The organism is Acinetobacter sp. yr461, from assembly GCF_900110445.1.
Lineage (GTDB): Bacteria > Pseudomonadota > Gammaproteobacteria > Pseudomonadales > Moraxellaceae > Acinetobacter > Acinetobacter calcoaceticus.
In genome coordinates this window covers 1-22,683 of record NZ_FODU01000003.1, presented here as the reverse complement: position 1 = coordinate 22,683, position 22,683 = coordinate 1, and the positions used below count along the sequence as shown (strand labels likewise).

At 37.8% G+C, this 22,683-nt stretch carries 24 protein-coding genes; 10 read left to right on the top strand and 14 right to left on the bottom strand.

The window, feature by feature from the left end; genetic code table 11:
- Positions 1 to 15 precede the first annotated feature (15 nt).
- The 5 genes from BMW38_RS06420 to BMW38_RS06400 all read right to left on the bottom strand — a co-directional run bounded on the left by BMW38_RS06420 (position 16) and on the right by BMW38_RS06400 (position 5,098).
- Positions 16 to 1,278 (bottom strand): NAD(P)/FAD-dependent oxidoreductase, encoded by a 1,263-nt coding sequence (locus tag BMW38_RS06420; protein ID WP_092706695.1) that lies wholly within the window; start codon positions 1,276 to 1,278, stop codon positions 16 to 18.
- Positions 1,275 to 2,246: an acyl-CoA desaturase gene (locus BMW38_RS06415; protein ID WP_092706693.1), complete on the bottom strand. Its 972-nt coding sequence runs from the start codon at positions 2,244 to 2,246 to the stop codon at positions 1,275 to 1,277. Before BMW38_RS06415 ends, BMW38_RS06420 begins: the two co-directional genes overlap by 4 nt.
- A gap of 120 nt (positions 2,247 to 2,366) precedes the next feature.
- The gene (locus BMW38_RS06410) at positions 2,367 to 2,930 is read right to left on the bottom strand and encodes a lipocalin family protein (RefSeq protein ID WP_092706691.1); all 564 of its coding nucleotides are present in this window, start codon (positions 2,928 to 2,930) and stop codon (positions 2,367 to 2,369) included.
- A gap of 96 nt (positions 2,931 to 3,026) precedes the next feature.
- Positions 3,027 to 4,430, bottom strand: coding sequence for a heavy metal sensor histidine kinase (locus tag BMW38_RS06405; RefSeq protein ID WP_092706689.1), 1,404 nt, complete (start codon positions 4,428 to 4,430; stop codon positions 3,027 to 3,029).
- Positions 4,427 to 5,098 (bottom strand): heavy metal response regulator transcription factor, encoded by a 672-nt coding sequence (locus tag BMW38_RS06400; protein WP_092706686.1) that lies wholly within the window; start codon positions 5,096 to 5,098, stop codon positions 4,427 to 4,429. The genes BMW38_RS06405 and BMW38_RS06400 overlap by 4 nt, the downstream gene beginning before the upstream one ends.
- Before the next feature lie 104 nt (positions 5,099 to 5,202).
- Between BMW38_RS06400 and BMW38_RS06395 the strand changes: the two genes are divergently transcribed.
- Both BMW38_RS06395 and uraH read left to right on the top strand, forming a co-directional pair.
- Entirely contained in the window at positions 5,203 to 5,691 is a 489-nt protein-coding gene (locus tag BMW38_RS06395; protein ID WP_092706684.1) for a GlcG/HbpS family heme-binding protein, read from the top strand.
- 10 nt (positions 5,692 to 5,701) lie between these two features.
- Complete coding sequence (gene uraH / locus BMW38_RS06390) at positions 5,702 to 6,103, top strand: hydroxyisourate hydrolase (protein ID WP_092706682.1); 402 nt, start codon at positions 5,702 to 5,704, stop codon at positions 6,101 to 6,103.
- A 59-nt stretch (positions 6,104 to 6,162) separates the two neighbouring features.
- Here uraH and BMW38_RS06385 read toward each other — a convergent pair whose 3' ends face one another.
- The 5 genes from BMW38_RS06385 to BMW38_RS06365 form a co-directional block, all read right to left on the bottom strand.
- Positions 6,163 to 6,870, bottom strand: a complete 708-nt coding sequence (locus tag BMW38_RS06385; RefSeq protein WP_092706680.1) for a PqiC family protein — start codon at positions 6,868 to 6,870, stop codon at positions 6,163 to 6,165.
- Positions 6,860 to 8,527, bottom strand: a complete 1,668-nt coding sequence (locus BMW38_RS06380; RefSeq protein ID WP_092706678.1) for a PqiB family protein — start codon at positions 8,525 to 8,527, stop codon at positions 6,860 to 6,862. The genes BMW38_RS06385 and BMW38_RS06380 overlap by 11 nt, the downstream gene beginning before the upstream one ends.
- A 7-nt stretch (positions 8,528 to 8,534) precedes the next feature.
- On the bottom strand, positions 8,535 to 9,344 hold the full coding sequence (locus tag BMW38_RS06375) for a paraquat-inducible protein A (protein ID WP_092706676.1): 810 nt from the start codon (positions 9,342 to 9,344) through the stop codon (positions 8,535 to 8,537).
- Complete coding sequence (locus BMW38_RS06370; RefSeq protein ID WP_092706674.1) at positions 9,341 to 9,949, bottom strand: paraquat-inducible protein A; 609 nt, start codon at positions 9,947 to 9,949, stop codon at positions 9,341 to 9,343. The genes BMW38_RS06375 and BMW38_RS06370 overlap by 4 nt, the downstream gene beginning before the upstream one ends.
- Positions 9,950 to 10,231: 282 nt before the next feature.
- Positions 10,232 to 11,116 (bottom strand): LysR substrate-binding domain-containing protein, encoded by an 885-nt coding sequence (locus tag BMW38_RS06365; RefSeq protein WP_092706672.1) that lies wholly within the window; start codon positions 11,114 to 11,116, stop codon positions 10,232 to 10,234.
- A 93-nt stretch (positions 11,117 to 11,209) separates the two neighbouring features.
- Between BMW38_RS06365 and BMW38_RS06360 the strand changes: the two genes are divergently transcribed.
- The gene (locus tag BMW38_RS06360) at positions 11,210 to 11,527 is read left to right on the top strand and encodes a carboxymuconolactone decarboxylase family protein (RefSeq protein WP_092706670.1); all 318 of its coding nucleotides are present in this window, start codon (positions 11,210 to 11,212) and stop codon (positions 11,525 to 11,527) included.
- Positions 11,518 to 11,925, top strand: coding sequence for a tautomerase family protein (locus tag BMW38_RS06355; protein WP_092706668.1), 408 nt, complete (start codon positions 11,518 to 11,520; stop codon positions 11,923 to 11,925). The genes BMW38_RS06360 and BMW38_RS06355 overlap by 10 nt, the downstream gene beginning before the upstream one ends.
- Before the next feature lie 93 nt (positions 11,926 to 12,018).
- Here the strand turns inward: BMW38_RS06355 and BMW38_RS06350 are convergent, their stop codons facing one another.
- Positions 12,019 to 12,573 (bottom strand): TetR/AcrR family transcriptional regulator, encoded by a 555-nt coding sequence (locus tag BMW38_RS06350; RefSeq protein WP_092707133.1) that lies wholly within the window; start codon positions 12,571 to 12,573, stop codon positions 12,019 to 12,021.
- 849 nt (positions 12,574 to 13,422) lie between these two features.
- Between BMW38_RS06350 and BMW38_RS06340 the strand changes: the two genes are divergently transcribed.
- Positions 13,423 to 13,800, top strand: a complete 378-nt coding sequence (locus tag BMW38_RS06340) for a DoxX-like family protein (protein ID WP_092706666.1) — start codon at positions 13,423 to 13,425, stop codon at positions 13,798 to 13,800.
- 50 nt (positions 13,801 to 13,850) lie between these two features.
- Positions 13,851 to 14,684 (top strand): SDR family NAD(P)-dependent oxidoreductase, encoded by an 834-nt coding sequence (locus tag BMW38_RS06335; RefSeq protein WP_092706664.1) that lies wholly within the window; start codon positions 13,851 to 13,853, stop codon positions 14,682 to 14,684.
- A gap of 129 nt (positions 14,685 to 14,813) precedes the next feature.
- On the opposite strand, the gene BMW38_RS06330 is transcribed toward BMW38_RS06335, so the two are convergent.
- Positions 14,814 to 16,640: a monovalent cation:proton antiporter-2 (CPA2) family protein gene (locus BMW38_RS06330; protein WP_092706662.1), complete on the bottom strand. Its 1,827-nt coding sequence runs from the start codon at positions 16,638 to 16,640 to the stop codon at positions 14,814 to 14,816.
- Positions 16,641 to 16,753: 113 nt separating this feature from the next.
- A complete protein-coding gene (gene gltS, locus BMW38_RS06325) occupies positions 16,754 to 17,989 on the bottom strand; it encodes a sodium/glutamate symporter (protein WP_003650798.1) in 1,236 nt (411 codons plus the stop codon).
- Positions 17,990 to 18,349: 360 nt separating this feature from the next.
- On the opposite strand from gltS, the gene BMW38_RS06320 reads away from it, so the two are divergent.
- The 4 genes from BMW38_RS06320 (at position 18,350) to BMW38_RS06300 (ending at position 22,025) form a co-directional block, all read left to right on the top strand.
- Complete coding sequence (locus BMW38_RS06320; protein WP_092706660.1) at positions 18,350 to 19,501, top strand: alpha/beta fold hydrolase; 1,152 nt, start codon at positions 18,350 to 18,352, stop codon at positions 19,499 to 19,501.
- Between the two features lie 152 nt (positions 19,502 to 19,653).
- Positions 19,654 to 20,487 (top strand): AraC family transcriptional regulator, encoded by an 834-nt coding sequence (locus BMW38_RS06315; protein WP_092706658.1) that lies wholly within the window; start codon positions 19,654 to 19,656, stop codon positions 20,485 to 20,487.
- A 50-nt stretch (positions 20,488 to 20,537) separates the two neighbouring features.
- Entirely contained in the window at positions 20,538 to 21,143 is a 606-nt protein-coding gene (locus tag BMW38_RS06310) for a LysE family translocator (protein ID WP_092706656.1), read from the top strand.
- A 534-nt stretch (positions 21,144 to 21,677) separates the two neighbouring features.
- On the top strand, positions 21,678 to 22,025 hold the full coding sequence (locus BMW38_RS06300; RefSeq protein WP_092706652.1) for a hypothetical protein: 348 nt from the start codon (positions 21,678 to 21,680) through the stop codon (positions 22,023 to 22,025).
- Here BMW38_RS06300 and BMW38_RS06295 read toward each other — a convergent pair.
- Positions 22,000 to 22,470: an AnBLUF65 family BLUF photoreceptors gene (locus BMW38_RS06295; protein ID WP_092706650.1), complete on the bottom strand. Its 471-nt coding sequence runs from the start codon at positions 22,468 to 22,470 to the stop codon at positions 22,000 to 22,002. The genes BMW38_RS06300 and BMW38_RS06295 overlap by 26 nt on opposite strands.
- Positions 22,471 to 22,683 lie beyond the last annotated feature (213 nt).

The window sequence follows — 22,683 nt, the reverse complement described above, 5'->3', positions numbered from 1 at the left end:
GCTCCTTATCTATTTTTATAAATGTAGAAGTTGCTCTACAACACGTGCTGCACTACGGGCACCATCTTCATGGAAACCCCATCCCCAGTACGCTCCACAAAACGAAGTCCGATTTTGTCCGTTAATTTCTTGCCAACGTGATTGAGTTTGAATCGCTTTTGTATCAAATACAGGATGACGATATTGGCGTTCAACCAAGATGTCTTCGGCTTTAATTTGCATATTCGGATTTAAAGTAGAAAAAACTTGAGTATTACAGGATAAATTCTGCAAATTATTCATCCAGTAGGTAAAACCATAATGTATGTCGGACTCATTGCTTTGAACTTGCGATGTTGGGGTTACACGTACATGCCAACTTGCCCATTGCAAACGGCTTTTAGGCATAATTGAAGTGTCACGGTGAACTACCATTCGATTATCTTGATAGCTAAATTGACTTAATATTTCTCGTTCAAGCGAAGAACTATCTTTTAATAGACTTAAACTGTCATCGGCATGGCTTGCGAAAATCACCCAGTCATATTGTGTTTGCCCCTCAGTCGTTTCGATAAACGCAGTTTCATATGAACGGCTCACACTTTTTACTTCTGCAAGTTTCCACTCAATGGATGGACAGTTTTGTTGAATAGCATGTATATAACTTGCTGAACCGTGTTTAACCGTTTGCCATTGCGGCCGCTCTTTTAGCTGTAGCATGCGGTGATGCTGAAAAAAGCTCACGACAAATCGATATGGAATCTGACCTACCTGCTCAACTGGAGCCGACCATAATGCCCCGCACATCGGATAAAGATGCTCATAGCGGAACTCATGGCTATATTTGTGTAGGTCCAAATATTCTTCAATAGATAAATTAGGGTCAAAATCTGCTACATCAATATTTTTATTATCATCATAAAAACGCAGCAAATCTGAGAGCATTTGTAGAAATTTACGGTTTAGAAAGTTCTGAGGACGGGCAAAGAGCGACCATTTTTTTGAGGGGTTATATTGAAGCCCACTGACCAGATTATTCACCGAAAAACTCATGTCGCTGCTTTGAGTTTCAACTCCCAATTTTTTAAGCATGTCGGTAAATAACGGATAGTTGTAGTCATTAAACACAATAAAACCACTATCTACCGAAACTTTAGAACCCTCTATATCCAACTCATGAGTGTCAGTATGACCACCAAAATAGTTATTTTTTTCATATACGGTAACTTGATGTTGTTCTGACAATTTCCATGCAGCATAAAGTCCCGATATACCCGAACCCACAATGGCAATTTTCATAACACTTCCCCATTTTCAATTTTTTCTATCGGTAGATCTTTAATCTTTTTATATTGATAAACCTTCGCTGGTACTGGCTTTAGTGCCCACACCAAACCAAATAAAGACATCAGTTTGAGCACATAAAAGGTGATATCAATCTGCCACCAATAAAAACCTTGACGCACACTACCCGCATAAAAGTGATGGTTGTTGTGCCAGCCTTCACCTAGGGTGATTACAGAAAGTAGGAAGTTATTACGACTATCATCTGGGGTATTAAACTCTCGTGAACCATAACGATGTGCGAGTGAATTAATACATAAAGTTGCATGTGTTAACAGAACGGTAGAAATCACAAATCCCCACACCAAAAGCTGTAAGCCATTGGTTCTCAGCTCAGGTAAATGTTGCGCAAGCCACGAACCAAAACCATAAATTGCCAAAGCTGTAAAAATCACAATAGGCAAACTAAATCGGTCAAGCCAAATCAGCTCAGGATATTTCAACCAGTCTTTAATCACTTTTTTACGAGTGGCAAAATTTTGCTCATTTAAAAACCAGCCTACATGGGAATACCAAAAGCCTGCTTTAGCTGAATGTGGGTCCTGATCGGTGTCGGTAAAGTGATGGTGATAACGGTGATGCGCTGCCCACCATAACGGTCCACGCTGTGCACTCATGGTTCCGATCAGTATAAAAATGAACTGGACAATACGTGATGTTTGAAAAGTTTTATGTGAAAGATAGCGGTGAAAAAAAGCAGTAATTGCAAACATGCGAAGAAAGTAAAACCCCAGCATGAAGACAACTGCAAACCAAGATACGCCCACCCAAAACACAGCTAAACAAGCGATATGCAATAAAATAAAAGGAATTATTCTTAACCATTGAATTTTCTTTTCAATGACATATTCGCCAGAAGTACCCACTTGCGCATTTTCTGAATCTGACCAGCTATCGATCCAGCGCAGAAAAAATTTAGACATTGATTCTTCCTGATCTAAAGCATTTCTTTTGGTTCTAATTTAGAAAATGCGCAATGAATTTTATGTGAAGTTCATACGATTACGAGATAAATATAAGAATATATATAACCAGCAACTTCACTATTTAGACTGTGTTGTCTTAACAAGTTTAGAAACATCGTAGCCATAGCTTTTTGCGATTTGCAGATAAGACTGATATGTCGCCTCATCAATTTGGGGACTACGAGAAAGAATCCATAAATATTTCTGGCTTGGGCCGCCCACTAAAGCGACCTGATAATCTTGGTCAACTCTTAAAACCCAATAATCGCCTTTGGTAAAAGGAATCCATCTTAGGCCAGAAGGCAAAAAGCTCACTTTTAATTTACTGTTGCCCTCATTTTGCGAATAGGCCACACCTTCAGATGAAATCATTTTGCCGTCTTTGTTGGTACAACTATTTAAAACACCAACGGTTTTGTCCGCGTTAATGGAATAGTTTGCAGTTGTATGGGCTACACAATTACGCTGAAAAAACATAGGTAAATGCGCAATCTCATACCACTTACCTGCGTATTTATTAATATCAATAGATTCAACAGCCACTGGTTTCGTATTTGTGTCGGCAAAGGTGCTCAAAGGAAGCATTAAGCTAACCGCTGCAAGACTGCTGCTGATGACAAGTGACTTAAATAATAATTTCATGACGACCCTCTTCTATTTATTTCATATGTTTAAACATACGCCAGAGGGTTGTGAACAAAGTGTGAATTTTAAAAATTAAGGAACATGAATAAGGATTTAATTGTATTTCTTTGGAGCATCGGCAATTGGAAAATCAAGCTCAAAACATACACCTTCGAACGTGTTATAAACTCGATATGAACCATGATGTAGATCCATAATTGAAGCGACAATCGATAACCCCAATCCACCTGTCTGGTTCTCATCACTTCGACTTGAGTGGCATTGGTAAAATCTTTCAAAGACATATTCGAGTTGATGATCTGCAATTGAAACACCTCCCGTTACCACAGTTAGGCTGACCCATTGCGTATGCTCAATCATCTTATGTTTAGTTGCGATATAAATAGTTCGGTTATTGCCACCGTGAACCAACGCATTTAAAACAAGGTTGTAGACTGCTCTTTGAAATAACTCCGGATCTGCAAATAACTTTTGAGCTTCTAGGTTAAGACTAAAATGACACTCTTGTTCCTCGGCTTGATATTCAAAAATCTGGCATAGCCTATCTATAACATCTTGGACGTCTATTTCTTGTTTGTTTACAAGAACCATTTTCTGATCGGCTCTTGCTAAAAAAAGCATGCTATCAATCATGCGTTTTAATCTGTGGTAATCATCCAAATGAGACACCAACAAATCTTCATATTGCTCAACTGAGCGTTCGCCAGTTAAAGCAATCTCGGTTTGCCCAATCAGATTATTTAAAGGCGTACGGAACTCATGAGCAATATCCTCAGAAAAACGGTTGAGCTGCGTATAACCCTTTTCAATACGCTCCAGCATGTGATTTATATCTTTTGAAAGCAGCTCAACTTCTAAAGGCGACTTTGATAGGTTTAATCTTTTCTGTAGCTGATTTACGTTAATAGAATGCGTCTGCTTGCGAAGCTGTTGTAGTGACTTTAACCCCCAATGGCACGCTAAAATGCAAAGCACAAAGATTGCGAAGATGCCTCCTACCACATACATCAACAGGTTCTTTTGAAAAGGCAAAAGAATATTAATGCGTTCAGACCATTGTTTGCCTGCAATGAGCAGATAAGGCTCGTGATTAATTTTTATGGTTTTCCAAGCAACTCGCGTTGGATATTCATGATTAGCTAAGTCCTGAAATTGAAGACTGTTGCGCTGTGCAAATTGAGGTAACTGAATATGGAGCGGATTAATATTAATTAAAGCTTTGTCTTTATGAATGAGCAGAAACAAGTTGTCTTGGTTGCCGAGCATATTTTGGTAAAGCTTAGGCCGCGCAATAATTTGCTCTACATTTTCACTATCTTGTAGCAAAATTTCCAAGCGGTTAATTCTGTCTGCTAAAGCTTTATCTTGTTGCTTTAATAAAATTTGGTTAATGCCTAAATAGGTCATAAAGCCGACTGAACATAAAATCAAGGCAGAACAAAGCGTGACCAATAGCGTAATACGGACTTCAAGCGAACGTAGAAATTTAAAGTTCATAAGCTAACCGAAATTTTATAGCCCAAGCCACGGATTGTATGAATGAGTTTTAATTCATACCCTTCATCAATTTTGCTTCGTAAACGGCGTACTGCCACATCAATAAAGTTGGTATCGGTATCAAAGTTAATATTCCAGACTTCAGAACCAATTTGTCTGCGCGTCACGATTTGCTCTTTGTTGAGCAATAGATAGCGCAATAAATTAAATTCAGTCTTGCTCAGCTCAATTAAGTTGCCACTACGCCATATTTTATGACCGACCAAGTCCATTTTTAAATCGCTGATAGACAGCTCATTTTCTTGCAGATATTGCTGTCTTCTTAACAGACTTTTAATACGTGCCAACAGTTCGATATAAGAAAAAGGTTTAGCCAAGTAATCATCTGCACCCAACTCTAAACCTTTGACTCTATCCATCACCTGATCTTTTGCCGTTAAGAAAATCACCGGAATTTTGGAGAACTGGCGTAATACTTGTAATACGCTCCAGCCATCTATGTCAGGCAACATGACATCAAGAATAAGCAAGTCATATTGATCTCTCTTTAGCATTTCCAAACCTTGAAGCCCTAAGTGAATGCACTCCGCTTGGTATCCAGATTCTTTTAATCCTTTGACCAAATAAGTGGCGATCTTGATCTCGTCTTCAATAATAAGGATACGCATTTTGTAGAGACTCATTTGAAAGATGACAACTTTGTAATGTGATTGTCATGCTTGGAATTATTCAATTTGTTTAAGATTTTCAAAGCGACATAGAGGCAATCATCATGAACAAATTAAACTGGCTGATGCTAACAGTCACGCTATTGGGTAATAGTACTTTTGCACAGCCCCCTGCTTTGAATCAAGTCTATTCATTAGATCTTAAAACGGCACACATGCTAGCCGACAGTGCGAAAGAGGCATGCAAAAAACTAAATCAAAACATCGCAGTGGTTGTTGTTGACCGTGGTGGTAACCCTTTAACTGCCGAACGGCATGAGGTAGTTGGTCCGCATAATTTAATGGCTGCTGAAAAAAAGGCCTATACGGCGTTATCTACCAAAACATCGACCTTAGTTTTAAGCCAAAACAGTAACCAAAACCCAGATGCAAAAAATTTAACCACCGTAGCAAATTTACTTTTGTTAGGCGGCGGCATACCTGTCCGTTTTGAGAATCAAGTGATCGGAGCGATTGGGGTTGCAGGTGCTGGCGGCGCACAAAATGACAATCAATGCGCAAGCAAAGCCATTGAAACCATTTTCCATTCATAAGGAGTTCACCATGACTAAATCATTTATTGCTTTATCTTCGTTATTTATAGCTTCAGCTACATTTGCACAAACTAATCCACTAAGTGTGCATGTGTTAAATCTAGAAACGGGTTTGCCCTCTTCTCAGGTTGAAGTTGTTTTAGAAAAAAACACAAATAACCAGTGGGTTAAACTCAACCAGCAAGTAACCGATTCTAATGGTCGTATTACTGCGCTCTATCCAGAAAATAAAAAACTAGAGCAAGGTGTTTATAAAGTTACCTTTAAAACTGAAGACTGGTTCAAAAAGAATAAACAACAAACTTTTTTTGCCGAAGTACCCGTTATTTTTAAAGTGGCTGGAAGCGTAAATCACTACCATATTCCTTTACTGCTTAGCCCTTATGGTTATTCAACCTATCGAGGTAATTAAAATAAAAACCCCTTTATTTGTTCTGTACAAATAAAGGGGTTGATTCAAAGCGATTCGTTTTACGAACAAACCCCATTGCTAATCACCGATTTTTTGTTTGAATCGAGCGCCACAATTGAAGAAGAAACCGTATTAATAATTTGGCTCATGGCCTCACTTGAAGCACTCACAATGGCTTCCATTTTTTTAGCTTTTTGATCAATAGGTTGCTTAAAAGCAATTCTGCAATTCAGCTGGCTTCCTGCATAAGTGATTACTTTTGCATTAGCTGACTCTAATTGAGTGGGTGGTATTTGACGCTTCACCACCCAAGACACAGCAATATTAATATTGCTGTGATCTACAATATCAAAATGAGAAAAGTCTGTAGAAACTCGATATAACGGTTGATTGTTTCCAGCAAGCCCACTGCTATAACTGTCAATTGCCCCTAGCTTTTGTTGTAAACCCGCAGACAAGGTATCGCGTAATTGCGTACCCATGGTCGATGTCCAGCGTTCATTGTTTAACACCGTAGACTTACCACTACTGTCTTGTAATACCAAAGGTGCACGGTCTAATCGGTCTGGAATCCCGACTGGCAAGACCTCAATTACCTGCACAGTTGAACTGGTGACCGGAGTGACTTTAGGTGTAAGCGTATAGTAGTTTGGTGTTGGCGAACTCGAACATGCGGTTATGGCAACTGCCGTTAAAAACAAGCCACTCCCAAGCAGCCATTTGGCTGCTTTAGAATGTTGAAAAGATCGATTGTTTTTATTTTTCATCATCGGCCTCTGGGGTCTTACCACGAATAATTGATTCAGGGTGTTGTTCAATATAGTCTGACATTAATTGTAAAGAGGCAGCGGCACGGGTCATTTGCTGCAATGCTTTACGTACGTCTTGTTGCAACGGTGCATCGCTCGACAAAATAGACTCAGATGACCTTACAGTTTTACGAACGTCATCTAAGGTTGCTTGTAAACCAGGTGCAACTTTGCCATCTAACTGTTTAACCAGCTTGTCGGTAGACTCAATGGCTGTGTTCATATTGTTAAGTGTTTTACGCACATCTTGCCCAATTTCAACTAACGGGAATTTCGTTAACTTGTCAGCAATCTGAGAAACTTGTGCTTGTAAACCACTCAGTTCAGTTGGTGTAGTTGGAATCACTACACGGTCATCACTCAAGATTTGTAATGTAGCTGGTTTAGCTTTAGGGAACTTGTCTAGGGCAATATAGTTTTGTCCAGTAAGAAGGTTTCCGGTTCTCATTTGAGCACGCCAACCATGTTCAATAAAATCTTTGAAAATTTCACTGTTCGGGTTAAGTGCCTGACCATTTTCAACTCGTGAAGGATAGATAACTGCCTCAACACGCATACGAATCTGTTTATAGTGGTCATAAAACTCGGCATTTATTGATTTAACATTACCAATTTCAATGCCCATGAAATCAATTGGTGCCCCAACAGATAACCCGCGTAATGAATGATCAAAATACATAATCACGCCACGTGGTTGACCATCAGGTTCTTTTAATGCTTCACCTTTTGAGTCCCAAAGATTAAAACGACTATTGTTAGCGGCTGTAGTCGCGTGCGAGCTTTCAGGGTAACCAAAAGCAATCCCCCCTGCGACAATACTTGCCAGCGACTGAGTATCCAAATTAAAGCCTGAAGCATTTAAGGTCACATCAATCCCACTCGCCTGCCAAAAACGTGCATCGGTGGTTACAAACTTGTCATACGGCGCGCGGATAAACGTTTGTAGTTCAACATTTTTACCATCATCGGACAATTTATAGGCTGTAATTTGCCCTACATTAATTCGACGATAATAAATTGGAGAACCTATATCCAACGAACCAAGATCATCTGCATTTAAGAAAAATACTTTTCCGGGAACATCTGAAGATATGACTGGTGGTACTTCTAAACCAGTAAATTCAAACTTATCCTCTTCTGATTTTCCGCCATCCACTTCAATATATGAACCTGACAATAAGGTGTCTATTCCAGAAACTCCACCCGTCCCAATACGTGGTCGCACGACCCAAAACCGTGAATCTTTAGCAGCAAAGTTACTCGCACCTTTACGCAAATCAATTCTGGCAATAACGTGTGAACGGTCATCTGAAAGATCAATCTGCCGTACTACACCAATATCCACCTGTTTATAACGGACTGTTGTTTTGCCAGCGACTAACCCCTCGGCCGTTCTAAAAGACACATCAATTGTAGGGCCATGAGACAGTAACGCTTTTACAGCTAATGAAAGCGCGATTAAAAGAGCAATTAATGGAATAAGCCAGATTAATAAAGGCTTCCACCGACTTTTCTTTTCTTGGGGTTCTGGTAAATCATTCATGCTATCCAGTTCAACATCTGTATCACGATGATCTGAGTTACCAGTGGTTATTTCATTTTCAGACATACTCATTGTTCTTTTATTGACTGGGATTAATAGAATCATTATTCAAAGGCGAATGTTCTGCCTGAATAATTGTTGTTTTTTCAGAAGCAACAGAAGACGGTTTGTTTGTATTTTGAGATGCATAGAAGTTATCCCAAATAATACGTGGGTCAAAACTAAGTGATGCGAACATGGTTAACACCACAACCGCGCCAAAAGCGATCGAACCTGGCCCTGCTAAAATTGTAGCAAGCGATTGAATCTGAATGAGGGCTGTTAAAAGTGCCACCACAAAAACATCAATCATTGACCAGCGCCCAATAAACTCGACAATTCGATATAATTTAACGCATTGTTCTGGTACGAACTTCCAACCGGCTGAAGACTGTAGATATACCGCAAATAATAAAAAATACAAAATCAGCAGTTTCAGCATCGGAATAAAAATACTGGCCATAAAAATGACGACTGAAACCAAATAGTCTCCACTTTGCCAAAAGTAAATTACCCCACTCATGATCGTATCTTGCTGGCTACCTAAAAGTGAGTCAGTCACCGTCATTGGAAGTACATTGGCTGGAATATAGAGGATTGTCGCAGCCACGACTAAGGCAAAGGTTCGATTTAAACTCGCTGGTTTACGTGCATGCAGCACGCTATTACATCTAATACAACGTAAAACTTGATGGCTTTTATCTCGTCGTCTTTTTTCATTTTGAGAAGAATTTACGACTCCACAGCAATGACACACAATTAATGAGAGATCTTTGGCTCGTGGATATTGAGTCAAGTTCACACCAGTCTTTACGGTTTTTCCTGAGGTCACATTTTTTATTGTTTTCATGGCAGTGACCTATCAATTTCGTTCCATATATCACTCACTTTTATTGAAGTAATATAAACCAACAATATGCTTAAGACCGCGAATGCCCATAAAGCAATCTCGGGAATCACCAAGACCATTCCAACTAACTTTACAAGCGTGACCAAAATTCCGATTAAGAACACCTCAACCATTCCCCACACTCTCATAAAGAAAAGTGTCCGTAAGGCCATCACCAAAAACGTTGGCCTCTTTTTCAATACGCTCACTGTACCGAGCACATAGGTAAGTAATAAAAGATAGGAAAGCGGCACAATAAAAGTGGTGATTAAGATGAGTACACCAACAAAAGCCCGATCATAATGAAACATCACCCAGACAGCCCCCAGTAAGGTCGTCTCAGATGTGTTTCCTTGTAATTCAATTTTTACAATAGGAAAGCTATTGGCAAGAATAAAGACAATTAAGGCAGTTAAGATCAAAGCTAGCAATGTTGAAAAAGGTTTGGTGTGCCGATAGAGTTCTGCACCACAGCAAACACAATAAGCTCTTTTTCCATAAGCAAGCGGAGCTCTACGATAGACTGTATCGCACTCCTCACAACCTGCTAATTCTTTAAGCTTCATAGTGATACTCTGAAATTTATAGTTTGTATTACATTCTTCAACGAACGTGTTTTACCTAAAAACAATGACTCCTAACACGCAGCAAATATCATTCCAAAAATTTAACTTATAGCATTGGTATATCAACATTCAGGTTAAGAAAGATAGAAGAAAAATGAAAATTTTGATTATTTTACTGCTACCCAAAATAATTTATAGAGAACCTCTTTGCTACTAAGTTAAATGAAAATATAAATTAAACCAAAGACTATCTAATAAAATTCAACTTTTTAGACAGAAAAATTATTGAAGATGCTGTTCAATATATTTTTGAAATTGCTGAACAATATAACCAGATTCTAATTTTGAACTGGAATAAAGCCCAAACGATAAAGATTTAAGTTGAGGTAATTCTGCACTTTTTAAAATCTTGATATCTGAAGGTATTTGAAATAAAGATCTTAAACTGATTCCAATGCCTGCACGTACCGCAGGCCACAAAGCTTGAACTGAATTGCACTCATAGGCAATGTGCCATTCCAAGTCCTTCTCTTCAAGCGCCTGAATTGCCATTTGTCTTAGAATACAAGGCTGCTGTAATACAACTAATGGAATCGAAGATCCAGTTTCAAGAATCTGCTGGATGTGTGGATGAGAACAAAATAACCACTCTGTTTCTACATTCTGCAATTCATAAAAAATTTCACGGGCTTCATCTTGTTGCCAGATGAGTGCCAAATCCAGCTCCTGTTTTTGTACTTTTTCTAATAAATTAAGATTTCGATCGACCTGAATTTGAAACTGTACTTTAGGATATTGCAACATGAACTGAGCAATTAATTGTTGTAGCGTACCTTCAGCAAAATCTTCTTGTAATCCAAAGCGAATAACCCCTGTCGCTTGAGTCTGGTGAAGTTGTAAAAGTACCCTATCATTCATTGCCAACACACTTTTTGCATGACTAAATAATAATTCACCGCTCGGTGTTAACTCTAACAATCTTCCGTTTTTTCTTAATAATTGGCAGCCAGTCTGCTGCTCTAATTTTTTTAATTGAGCACTAATCGCAGCTGGAGAACGACATAGGTTTTGAGCAGCTAAATAAAAACTACCTAGCTCTATACCTTTTACAAATGCCCGTAAGGCATCTAAATCAAGGTTAGTGGGTACTTTCTCATAATCATTCATAAAAACTGAACTATAGGTTCAAAAAGTTTTGATTTTTTAAAATATAACAAACTGCCATAGTCGCTACAACATCCCCCAACGCAGAGTTTTAAGATGTTTAGAAAAATTGATATCAACAATTTAGAAAGTGTCGCTCCCAAACTTTATGAGCTCGGCAAAGATTATTTGTTTGCAGATATCTGGCAAAGACCAATCCTTGATACTCAAACACGCTGTTTCATTACAATCTCGGCGCTTATTTTGCAGGGTCGCTATTCACAGCTCGAATGGCATATCAAAAATGCCCTAAGCCAAGGGATCTCTAAGGAACAAATTATTGAGGTTACTACCCATCTTGCTTTCTATGCAGGACTACCCACCGCTATTTCAGCACTTGAACATATGCCAGAGGAGATATGGTCATGCCCATGATTCGTTTTACAACCAGCTATCCATATACAGATTTAGAAAAAGCGCAAATATCTAAAGTTGTGCAAACTTGTATGGAAAACTATTTCGATACACCAAAAAATGATTGTTTTCATATTTTTGAACAAATACCGCAAGAACAGGTTTTTGTTGACCCTGATTATTGGGTTAAAACCGCACGTACTGAAAAGTTCATCTTGCTTTATATCACCTCAGGCAAGCCCCGAACGGCACAACAAAAATCAGATTTAATGCTGCATGTTACAGCACAGCTTAAACAGAGTTTTGATGTACCAGAACAAGATGTCATGTTTGTAATTGTGCAAAATAGTGCAGAAGATTGGTGTTTTGGTCATGCACAGCGCGCTGATCTTTATTTAAAAAGCTTGAATTCACCATAAAAAATACAAGCCCAATGCATTATTTTAGTGAGATATTTAAATTAAGATCTAAAAAAAAGCTCCTTAAATAAGGAGCTTTTCATTCGCCAATTCTTAATTAACCATAGTTAAAAAATAGTTTAATAATCTATCTCGATCATCTACCTGATTTTCCCCTAAAAGCTGAACCATAGCGCCATCAATCACAAATAAAAATAGGTGAGCATCTTCAATTGAAGCCGTAACTTTTAACGTTAAAAGTAGTTTATAAATTTCATCAATGAACCAATTTCGATAGTCAATTACGACCTTATAGGCGGTTGGATAAAGCTTTTCAATTTCAAAAATTGCTTTAAATGGCAAATGGTAAAAGCCCTCTAAATCTGCATGTAAATAGAAAATTTTCTTAAGCTTATCTAACAACATGAGTTCACGATATGAATGAATAGTTGAAAACACCTCGTCTTTTAATGCATCTTTTTGAAAAGTGAGACACATCTCGATGAGCTTTTCTTTGGAGTGAAAATCATTATAAAAAGTGGATTTGGAAATTCTGGCTTCAGCAATAATTCGGTCGACACCTACATTATGAAAGCCATGTTGATTAAATAGATCTCTTGCCGCATGGAGCACTCTTAATGCTCTAAATGAATTTTCTAAATTTGGCATAAACATTCTGCTCAAAGATAAATTTTTGTTGTATATAAAAGAGATAGAAAGGCCTTCACTCTTAAAATGAGTGCTAAAAACAGGCATGCGAAAGCTGCACAAAAAGGATGCGCTAACCTATCTCAAGCTTTATTGTTGATATGATTTTTTAGTCGTAACGATCTAAAGGCTAAACCTATAAGTGTTTAAACCGTTTTAAAGACCAGTTAAGCGGTATGGATAGAGAGAGCTTGGCAAAGGCCAAAAAATAAGAAGAAATAGTACGCATGAGCGAACTCCTATATGCATAAAATTTCTACCAATCACTGCTAAATGATGGTGGCAGAACGAAAGGGGGTTAGCAGACTGGGCATATAGAACCAGCACGCACAAGGCGTCCCCCTTCCGTCCTACCGCTACGAAGGGGGACGAACGAGTTCGCCACCAAAAAATTGCTTTTTTGATGTGCTATACGCTCTCGGTCTGCTAAAACCGGCTGGCGATGTAGGCCAGCAGGCAAAGGATAATCGGCAGGATTTAGCGTGTCAATGTGATATTGAATAGAAAATGGTTAAATAATTATTGTTTTTCATTCAATTAGATACTTTAACTAATCATTAATTAAGCTGAATGATAGTTCTGCTAAACATTTAGAAAAATTTTGTTTTAAAGGATATATTTAGCTATATTTTTTATTCATTATAGGCAAACACATTGCAAATCTATAATGTAATTATTATAGATGGTGGTAAAACGAAAGAGGGTTGACAGACCAATCATCTAGCAGCTGGCACGCATAAAGCGTCCCCCTTTCGCCCTACCATAATGAATATGAAATTATATACATTTTAAACTCTTAAAGTCATTTCCATGAAAAATATTAATATCTTCAAATTTATAAACCTTGTGCTGACCTTTTTATGGATTTATCAAGGCCTCGTTCCGAAATTTCTATTTCTTAATTCTGATGAAATCTTTGTGTGGCAATGGCTAGGACTCTCACTTGAACATGCAAAACTTGCAGGCCATGCAAGTGGAATAGCAGAAATTATTTTTGGTTTATGTTTTCTCTTTACTGCACATAAATATATTCATTATTTAAGTATTTTGGGTTTGTTTGGGCTGCTTCTTTTAATTGGTTTTTTAATACCCTCTACCCTGATCTTGCCCTACAACCCTATCGTAATGAATCTTTCGATGATAAGTTTATCTATTGTCTACCTCATCTTATTAAGTGAACAAAATTAACTTACAGCCATTCATGTAACTATTTTTAAAGATTTTATATAGAGAGTGCAATGAGTTTACCCAAAACTGAAGTTTGCAGTGTGGTCATTACAGGCAGTACAAAAGGTATTGGTTTAGCCCTTGCCCATGCTTTTTTAGATCTTGGATGTTCTGTTGTCATTGCTGGACGAAATCCAGAGCACCTTAAGCAGGCTCTTTCTCATTTAGAAACTCATTTCAATAAAGAAAAATTCATTGGCCTGTGTTGCGATGTGACTCAAATTTCTGATGTGCAAACCCTATGGGATGGTTCAATTGAGCGCTTCGGGCAAGTCGATGTATGGATTAATAACGCAGGAAGCTGCCACCCAACGAAAGACTTTATCGACCTTCAGCCAGAAGAGTTAAACGCGGCAGTTTCAACTAATATTTTAGGCACAATGTTGGGCTCGCAAGTGGCTTTAAAGGGAATGCTCAAACAAGGTTATGGTCAAATCTTTAACATGGAAGGTTGGGGAAGCAACGGCGAATGGAGTGCAGGCATGACGCCTTATGCAACCACCAAACGAGCCGTAAGCTATTTCAGTAAAGCACTTTATAAAGAAACAAAATCGACGCCTATTTTAACTGGCACACTCAGCCCGGGCATGGTTGCAACAGACCTGTTAGTTTCTTCTTGGACCAATGGCAACATCCAAAACTGGAAAAAGATGAAACGGTTATTTTTCTTTGTGATTGACCCGCCAGAAATTGTTTGTGCGTATTTAGCAAAACAAATTATTGAAAATAAAAAAGCCAACCGACGCATCGCTTGGATCACGCCGTGGAAACTTTTTCTTAGATTTTTACAACCTTATTACTGGCGCAGAAACCCAGTTAAAGGCACAGCCTTAGAGCATTTGTAGTCGGGCTTATAATGTGACTAAAAATCTAATCTCACTCAGTTAAGATGGTTTGATTAGCAGGCGCATCAGGTTTATTGTTCAGTAAAAGTTCTTCTATCTAAAGAGAGCTTTTACTGAACAATATACTCATCAAGAATCGTTATCTGAGCTATCTTCTTTATTTAAAATCCGCCCTTCCCGTTTTGGTCGAATCAATGGTGCTGTTGGTCGAGGATGCGTATGTGTATATTGCATACCTACTCCCGCATTTACATCATCTGCTGCGATTTCAGTTTCAAAGCGCTCATTATCAAGATCTCGAATTTCCTCAGTAATTCTTTCTACTTCGTCTTCATCCACACCAAGTTCTTGTAAAATTACTCCCCCAAATTTAATCGCAGATTCAAACGTTTCACGGATCATGAAGTCTACTTTTTGTTTGACTAAATGCAGTGAGTGCTCGCGGTCATATGAACGGACTAATAATTTTGCCAAAGGAAATTCATGAGTGACAAGTTCCACAATTCTATTGGTTGTTTCTTTACTGTCCACACACACCACAATCGCTTGTGCTGTTGCAGCACCAGAAGCATGTAGAATATCTAAGCGACAGCCATCGCCATAATAAATTTTAAACCCAAATTTTTCCGCGTTTCGAATCATGTCCGTATTATTATCAATAATGGTGACATCTACGCCTCTTGCCAATAATAATTGACTGGTGACCTGTCCAAAGCGTCCAAATCCAATCATTAAAACGCTACCGCTTAAACCCTCGGCAATATTGACGTTTTCTAATGAAACATTCGCTTTAAATTGAGTAAACCGTTTAAAAATAATACCGACAATTGGAGTCAACACCATTGAAAGCACAACAATAGCGGTAAGATTAGATTTAATTGTGCTGTCGATTACTTGTGCACTTAACGCAGCAGAGAAAAGTACAAAGGCAAATTCTCCACCCTGAGCCATCAGTAAGGCACGGTCCAACGCTTCAGTATGAGGGCTTTTCGTTATTCGAGCGACAATATAAATCATGAGCGCTTTGGCAAGCATCAGTGCAATTACACCACTGACAATGAGCTGCCAGTTTTGAGCAACCACTGATAAATCCAATGACATGCCAACCCCAAGGAAAAACAGGCCCAGCAAGATTCCTCGAAACGGTTCAATATCAGCTTCAATTTGATGTCTAAACGTTGATTCAGATAAAAGTACACCAGCTAAGAAAGCCCCCATCGCCATGGACAAACCGCTGACTTGCATGAGCAGCGCCGCACCCAACACAACCAATAAGGCGGCGGCTGTCATCACTTCTCGGGCTTTAGCCGCAGCCAAGAGTCTAAATAATGGGTTAAGTAACCAATAACCTGCCGCAATAAGACCTGCAATTGCGATTAAACCAATGCCTATATTTTCTAAACGTACAGATGTGCTTTCGACCACATGATTAGGTGCCATAAAAGCAACAATAGCGAGCAATGGTACAATCAGTAAATCTTCAAATAATAAGATGGCTACAATTTTTTGCCCACGCGGCTGAGTCAAGTCACCCCGATCGCCCAATAGCTGCATCACAATAGCAGTCGACGTTAATACAAACCCTGCTGCACCAATAAAAGCAACTTGCCATGTAAAACCAAATAACAGTCCAACACCAGTCAAAGCCAGTGCACAAATGATGATCTGTAGTGTGCCAAGGCCAAAAATCTCGCGTCTAAGACTCCATAGGTGTGATGGCTGCATTTCCAAACCAATCAGAAATAGGTACATCACAATTCCCAACTCAGCAATATGTAAAATTGCGGTGGAATCTTGGAAAAAAGCGAAACCGAATGGGCCAATAATCAGACCTGCAATTAAATAACCTAATACTGAACCTAAACCAATACGTTTAAAAATAGGAACTGCAATTACAGCCGCTGCCAATAAAACCACAGGGGCAACCAAGCTAATTGAATGTGCTTCTGCGCTCATACATTTCTCATTTTATTTATCTGCAATTTATTCTATGTGAAACTATGTTTAAGGGCGATTATTAGTTTTGAGAAAAAGAATCCATAAAAAAAGCCCTGACGGGCTTTTTTTGATTAAACAACGAATTTCAACATGAGCTGAATAACCGTTGCATTAATTAAATCGACAAAGAATGCACCACAAAGCGGAACAATTAAAAATGCCTTATGCGATGGACCATACATATTGGTAATGGCCTGCATATTAGCAACTGCTGTTGGCGTTGCACCCATACCAAAACCACAATGCCCTGCTGACAAGACCGCTGCATCATAGTTTTTACCCATAACACGGAAGGTCACAAAAGCAGCATATAACGCCATCGTAATGGTTTGGGCACCTAAAATTACGACAAGCGGCCCAGCCAAATCTGCAAGCTGCCAAAGCTTTAATGAAAGCAATGCCATTGCTAAATAAAGTGATAATGATGCATTACCAAAAACATCAATCGCGCGGTCAAAAATATCAATTTTTAAGACGCTTTCTAAAATGTTTCTTAAAATTACACCGCCACCCAGTGCCCAAACGAAGGTTGGTAACTCAAACCAAGTTCCCTTACTAAAGCCAGTCATAAATTCAGCAAATGCCAAACACGCTGCAAACATACCTAAGGTAGTAATTGCATTGTCAGCTGTGATTAAACGAACTTGATGAGGGTTTTCAAATGGTGCAAGGTCATCAGAATTTTGTTCAACATGACCATCACGCTGTTGGATTTCAGCATTAGTTTTTGGTTGAGCAAGGCTATAACGATTGATAAGCAATTTCGCTAATGGGCCACCAATCACACCACCAATAATTAAACCAAAAGTCGCACTCGCCATCCCTAAAGCGAGAGCACCCTGAATACCATGTTGAGTTTCTAAAATTTCACCCCAAGCTCCGGCTGTACCGTGACCACCTGTTAAGGTAATTGAACCGGCAATTAAGCCAATGAGTGGATCAAGACCAAGTAACGTCGCAAGACTCATGCCTACCGCATTTTGCACAACAATGAAAGACGCTACGCAGACTAAGAAGATAACCAAAGCCATACCGCCTTCTTTAAGCTTCATAAAATTGGCACTTAAACCAATCGAAGCAAAGAATACGAGCATAAAGCTGGTTTGTAATTCGCTACTAAAAACAATGCTATATCCCCATATGGTATGGACAAGTAGCGAGACGACCGCAGCAACTAAACCGCCTGCTACAGGTTCGGGAATATTGTAGCGTTTTAAAAAATCAATTCGATTAACAAGAAAGCGGCCCAATAATAAAACGATGACCGCCGAAATTAGTGTATAAAAACCATTAAAAACAAATTCCATATATACTACTTTCTAATTACATTCCTAACGGATTGTAAAATAATTATATTTTATTTTTTAATATGTAAAAAAAACACAAATAAACTTTACAAAATTACCCTAGCAATCAATTTTCACAATTCTTAAGAAAAACTTAAATTTTTAAATATTTTATACAAAATTACACCATACAATTAATTTAGTTATTTAATTTCAAATATTTAACTTCAAATGTTATTAATTAGAAATAATTACCCCTTGATACCTTAAACAGAAAATCCTGTCTTTTAAGTCACTGAACTTAGCTCTCATTCCCTTTAATATTCTTAAAAGACCAGCTCGTTATTGTTCTGGGCAACATCTTTATAGGTTTTATGTTCAATGAGTTTATTGCTTAAAGTTCGACAGAACGTTCCACAGCTACAGTCCATTAAAAAATCTCTTCAGACACGTGCTGGTCAAAAAATACCTCACATGCTGATCAATGCATCGGATCTATTTTTTAGAGGCCCTCAAATTGCGTTGTCAGGAAAAACGCCCTTTGACGTGATTTATAAGCATGAAATTATTAGCTTACGACATTATAGAAATGAGACGAATACTTCTACAACTAAACACCGCGTACCGTTAGTTATCGTTCCGCCGCTAGCAGTTAATATGCTTATTTATGATTTGTTTCCCACACGCAGCTTTGTCCGCTTCTTTTTAGCACAAGGTTTTGATGTGTATTTGATTGACTGGGGTGTGCCCACCCGACACCAAGCAAAATACAATTTTGGCACCTACATTAAAGTCTTTATGCCTGAAATGTTAAAGCAGGTCCGCTTGCACAGTGGTCAGCAACAGCTTTCTTTACACGGTTGGAGTTTGGGCGGTGCACTTTCACTCTGCTATACCGCATTATTTAAAGACAAAGATATTAAAAACTTAATTATTTTAGCTTCCCCTATCGATACACATAAAGCCGGATATATGGGCAAACTCTATGGCAGCTTAACCAAACCTGCACAATGGGTTCGCAAACATACGCCGTTTCGTATTCGCGACCATGTGCCAAGTGAAGCGTTTCATATTCATGGATGGCAAAACACGCTAGGTTTTAAATTAACGGACCCAATTGGAAATTTAAAAACGTATTGGGAACTTTTTAAAAACCTCGATAACCGAGAGTTTATTATTGATCACGCAACTTCTAGTTCATTTATCGATAACATGCTGGCGTATCCGGGTGGAGTCATGCGTGACATCATCCTTCATTTCTGGATTGATAATGAACTCTCCAATGGCGTAATTAAATTCGGCGAACTTACAGCCTATCTAAAAGATATTGAATGTTCAGTGTTAGCACTGGGTGGTAGTACGGACATTATTGTGACCGCGGATGCTGTTAAACCACTCATGGATTTAATTAGCAGCCAAGATAAAACATTTAAGGTCGTACCAGGTGGACACATGGGTGTTGTTTCCGGAAGCCAAGCACCTACGGCGGTTTGGCCTCAAATAAGTAATTGGTTAGTTGAGCGTTCAGACTGATCAATTAAAAGTAATAAAGCCAGCGTAAATGTTCTATGCTGGTGAATAATTCATCTTAATTTTTAAAGATTTTGCACAAATCTTCTAGAACTACACTCACCTCTTTTGTACCGTTCTAAGGGCTAAACTTAAAAATTTATGGGTGGATTGTTATGGGTAACTGGGTGGATATTTCAAAAGATACCAATACAGGTATTGAAACAATCCGTGCCCATTTTACTGGTCATGCTTATGATCCCCACTGGCATTCGAGCTATTTAATAGGTGTAACTGAATCCGGCATTCAACAATTTCACTGTCGTAAAAAGCAAATCAATAGTCATGCGGGACAAGTCTTTATGCTTGAACCAGAAGAAATCCATGATGGACATGCTCCTGCGTCTGATGGCTTTACCTACCAAATGCTCTACCTACATCCAGATTGGTTGAAACAACGTATCCAAGGTTTATTTCATAATAGCCCTGATCACTACGAGTTAGTGATTGATGCACCATTAAAGTCAGATGAACAGCTCGCGATTATTACTTCTCAAGCATTCCAGCATCTGCACTATAAAGAAATGAATATTGTTAAAGATAATAGTCTAGACCTACTTATTCAGTATATCGCACAAGGGAAATGGTTAAAAAAAGCTCACCAATCATCTTCTACTCACACACCTCGAATCGCACACCAAATCCGAGACATTTTGCATGATCATCTATTTGAAGATATAGGGCTTGAAGACATCGCTAGCATGATAGGCTTAGACAGATACCATATTCACCGCATTTTTAAAGCAACTTTTCATTTAGCACCTCATCAATATCTCATTCAACTCAGACTTACACGAGCGCGTGATTTACTCGCCAGAAGCATATCTCCCGCACAAGTTGCTTCAGATTTATGCTTTGCTGACCAAAGTCATTTAAGTCGCTGGTTTAAGCGTTGCTATGGATTAACACCTGCGGCCTATAGAAAAATCTGCACAAATCTTCAAGATTAAAAATCTTAATTATTTCATCTTATCTCTCCCTATTAACTCAAGTAGACAAGATGGAAAACCTCACTGCATTTTCATTATTTGCTATTGTTGCCTCAATTACTCCCGGTCCAACTAATTTTATAATTTTAAGTTTAAGTAGCCGTTATAAAATTTCTAAAACTATTCCTGTCATTTTAGGCTCTTGCATCGGGGCTGCTCTACTTGTGCTCATCGTTGGCATTGGGCTAGGTTCAACCCTTCTGGCTTACCCAATTATTCAAAAAATAATGACATTGATTGGTTTAATCTGGCTCACCTCGTTGGCTTGGAAATTATATAGCTATCACCCCACTACTCATTTAGAACAAGATAAACAACAGACTCCTATAGGTTTTAAGGCTGGCTTTTTTATGCAAGCAATTAATCCTAAAACATGGATGATGGCTTTTGCAGTGATTAGTGTCTACACAAAACAAGGGCAAGATATCTGGATAAATGTCTCAATTTTATCCTGCATTTTTTTAGTTATAGCTATTCCTTGCCTATACATGTGGGCCTTAGCGGGTAGGCTAAGTAATCGATTATTTTCACAAACAAAACATATGAACATTTTTAATAAAGTGATGGCACTAACATTACTCATCTCAGTATGGTTGCCAACCCTATCTACTTTTTAATGTATAAATTAGGTCATATAAATTTTTATTATTAATTTTCTATATTAAAAACTACGTACTCTTATAATTTCATAAAATAACTTTTTTACTGAATACTCATTTAATGACCTAATATTTTTTATTTTGAGAAAGATGCCTCCTAAAACACATGTTACTTTTTGTTATTTATGTAAAACTCACATCAACAAAAAAATCAAATAACCATTTGTTAAATATGAATTTCATGTAAATCTTATTTTGTAAATTTTGTCTATTTTTTGAACAAACGTAGGTAATTTCTCACAACCATGTAAGCCAAAACCTACAACATAAGCAATTGTTTTTCCTATAATTAATTTCAGTACATATAAGCACTCTTTACTATTAAATAGAAAGCTGAATATTAATGAAGAGATCTGGAGAATCGGTAACATTATCTTTATTAATATAAAAACTCCTAATAATAGAAAAAGAATCTCAAAAAATTAATATGTACTATCTTTCCTCTGGAAACAGAGGAAAGATAACTTTTAGTCATCAGATAGGATATAGAAAATGTTTATTGCAAAAAATATATTTGTATATTTACTATCAATGTTAGCTTTATGCTTACTGATTATTTTCTTTAACTACCTAGGAATGAACGAAACAACCAACCTTCTGCTCTCTTCTGCACTTTTTGGAATATTTATTACTTGGTATTTCAAAGGTAGCGGACTATGTCTCGCCTTATTTAGCTTTTTTTACTGGGCAATGTTTGTTATTAGCCAAAGTTTAGAAGTGATATCAATGCTCGCAAGTTCAATTATTGTCTATCTTGTTATGACTAAAATCATTCCTAAACTCAAGACCCTCCATATTTGTGATAGCCAAACAGCTAGAAAGGGTTCACCCCACGCTTAACCATTCCTACTTTCTTAACCGTATTCATCTTGGTTTGATCAGCAATCAATAATTCATTTAAGAAATTTTTTAAATTCTGCTCATCAAGGCGAATGGGATTAAAACTAGTTTCTCCCATACTTAAAAAGAAAGATTCAATATTTGTATTACGCTGTACATATTTCATCGACCAACGCTGAAAAGAATTCTTCTCAATGGAATATGTACATAGCCATTTAACATTGTAGTGTCTTTGATCATTTTTAATCTTTTCAAATAATCTTTCCACTAGCTCTTGTTCTCCTTCTAAGCATTGAAAGAAAGCATTATCAGCATAATAGAGCACACCACAAATTTGATTAAAATCATTGAAATTTCGAGCTTCTGTCAAGATATCACGTAAATCTTGCAGTAAGTCTTCATTTTTTTCGTTTCGTTGGCTGGCATAACACAGTCGAACGTTCATTAACAATTCCGTGAAATATAAAATTTCTTTATCTGAAGATTCTTCAATCTAACATATATCTATTCCTGATAATTTATATTTCTTCCCTATGCTAAGCATTAAACAAATGGCTGATTTTAGAGATAAGAGATAAGAGATAAGAGATAAGAGATAAGAGATAAGAGATAAGAGATAAGAGATAAGAGATAAGAGATAAGAGATAAGAGATAAGAG

Bases quoted from the DNA above. Each gene is read 5' to 3' on its own strand.
- BMW38_RS06415 (WP_092706693.1), bottom strand. From the start codon at position 2,246: ATGTCTAAATTTTTTCTGCGCTGGATCGATAGCTGGTCAGATTCAGAA.
- BMW38_RS06380 (WP_092706678.1), bottom strand. From the start codon at position 8,527: ATGAGTATGTCTGAAAATGAAATAACCACTGGTAACTCAGATCATCGT.
- BMW38_RS06320 (WP_092706660.1), top strand. From the start codon at position 18,350: ATGAGTTTATTGCTTAAAGTTCGACAGAACGTTCCACAGCTACAGTCC.
- BMW38_RS06370 (WP_092706674.1), bottom strand. From the start codon at position 9,949: ATGAAGCTTAAAGAATTAGCAGGTTGTGAGGAGTGCGATACAGTCTAT.
- uraH (WP_092706682.1), top strand. From the start codon at position 5,702: ATGACTAAATCATTTATTGCTTTATCTTCGTTATTTATAGCTTCAGCT.
- BMW38_RS06410 (WP_092706691.1), bottom strand. From the start codon at position 2,930: ATGAAATTATTATTTAAGTCACTTGTCATCAGCAGCAGTCTTGCAGCG.
- BMW38_RS06400 (WP_092706686.1), bottom strand. From the start codon at position 5,098: ATGCGTATCCTTATTATTGAAGACGAGATCAAGATCGCCACTTATTTG.
- BMW38_RS06365 (WP_092706672.1), bottom strand. From the start codon at position 11,116: ATGAATGATTATGAGAAAGTACCCACTAACCTTGATTTAGATGCCTTA.
- BMW38_RS06350 (WP_092707133.1), bottom strand. From the start codon at position 12,573: ATGCCAAATTTAGAAAATTCATTTAGAGCATTAAGAGTGCTCCATGCG.
- BMW38_RS06330 (WP_092706662.1), bottom strand. From the start codon at position 16,640: ATGAGCGCAGAAGCACATTCAATTAGCTTGGTTGCCCCTGTGGTTTTA.
- BMW38_RS06355 (WP_092706668.1), top strand. From the start codon at position 11,518: ATGCCCATGATTCGTTTTACAACCAGCTATCCATATACAGATTTAGAA.
- BMW38_RS06360 (WP_092706670.1), top strand. From the start codon at position 11,210: ATGTTTAGAAAAATTGATATCAACAATTTAGAAAGTGTCGCTCCCAAA.
- BMW38_RS06385 (WP_092706680.1), bottom strand. From the start codon at position 6,870: ATGAAAAATAAAAACAATCGATCTTTTCAACATTCTAAAGCAGCCAAA.
- BMW38_RS06340 (WP_092706666.1), top strand. From the start codon at position 13,423: ATGAAAAATATTAATATCTTCAAATTTATAAACCTTGTGCTGACCTTT.
- BMW38_RS06310 (WP_092706656.1), top strand. From the start codon at position 20,538: ATGGAAAACCTCACTGCATTTTCATTATTTGCTATTGTTGCCTCAATT.
- BMW38_RS06405 (WP_092706689.1), bottom strand. From the start codon at position 4,430: ATGAACTTTAAATTTCTACGTTCGCTTGAAGTCCGTATTACGCTATTG.
- gltS (WP_003650798.1), bottom strand. From the start codon at position 17,989: ATGGAATTTGTTTTTAATGGTTTTTATACACTAATTTCGGCGGTCATC.
- BMW38_RS06375 (WP_092706676.1), bottom strand. From the start codon at position 9,344: ATGAAAACAATAAAAAATGTGACCTCAGGAAAAACCGTAAAGACTGGT.
- BMW38_RS06295 (WP_092706650.1), bottom strand. From the start codon at position 22,470: ATGAACGTTCGACTGTGTTATGCCAGCCAACGAAACGAAAAAAATGAA.
- BMW38_RS06335 (WP_092706664.1), top strand. From the start codon at position 13,851: ATGAGTTTACCCAAAACTGAAGTTTGCAGTGTGGTCATTACAGGCAGT.
- BMW38_RS06300 (WP_092706652.1), top strand. From the start codon at position 21,678: ATGTTTATTGCAAAAAATATATTTGTATATTTACTATCAATGTTAGCT.
- BMW38_RS06315 (WP_092706658.1), top strand. From the start codon at position 19,654: ATGGGTAACTGGGTGGATATTTCAAAAGATACCAATACAGGTATTGAA.
- BMW38_RS06395 (WP_092706684.1), top strand. From the start codon at position 5,203: ATGAACAAATTAAACTGGCTGATGCTAACAGTCACGCTATTGGGTAAT.
- BMW38_RS06420 (WP_092706695.1), bottom strand. From the start codon at position 1,278: ATGAAAATTGCCATTGTGGGTTCGGGTATATCGGGACTTTATGCTGCA.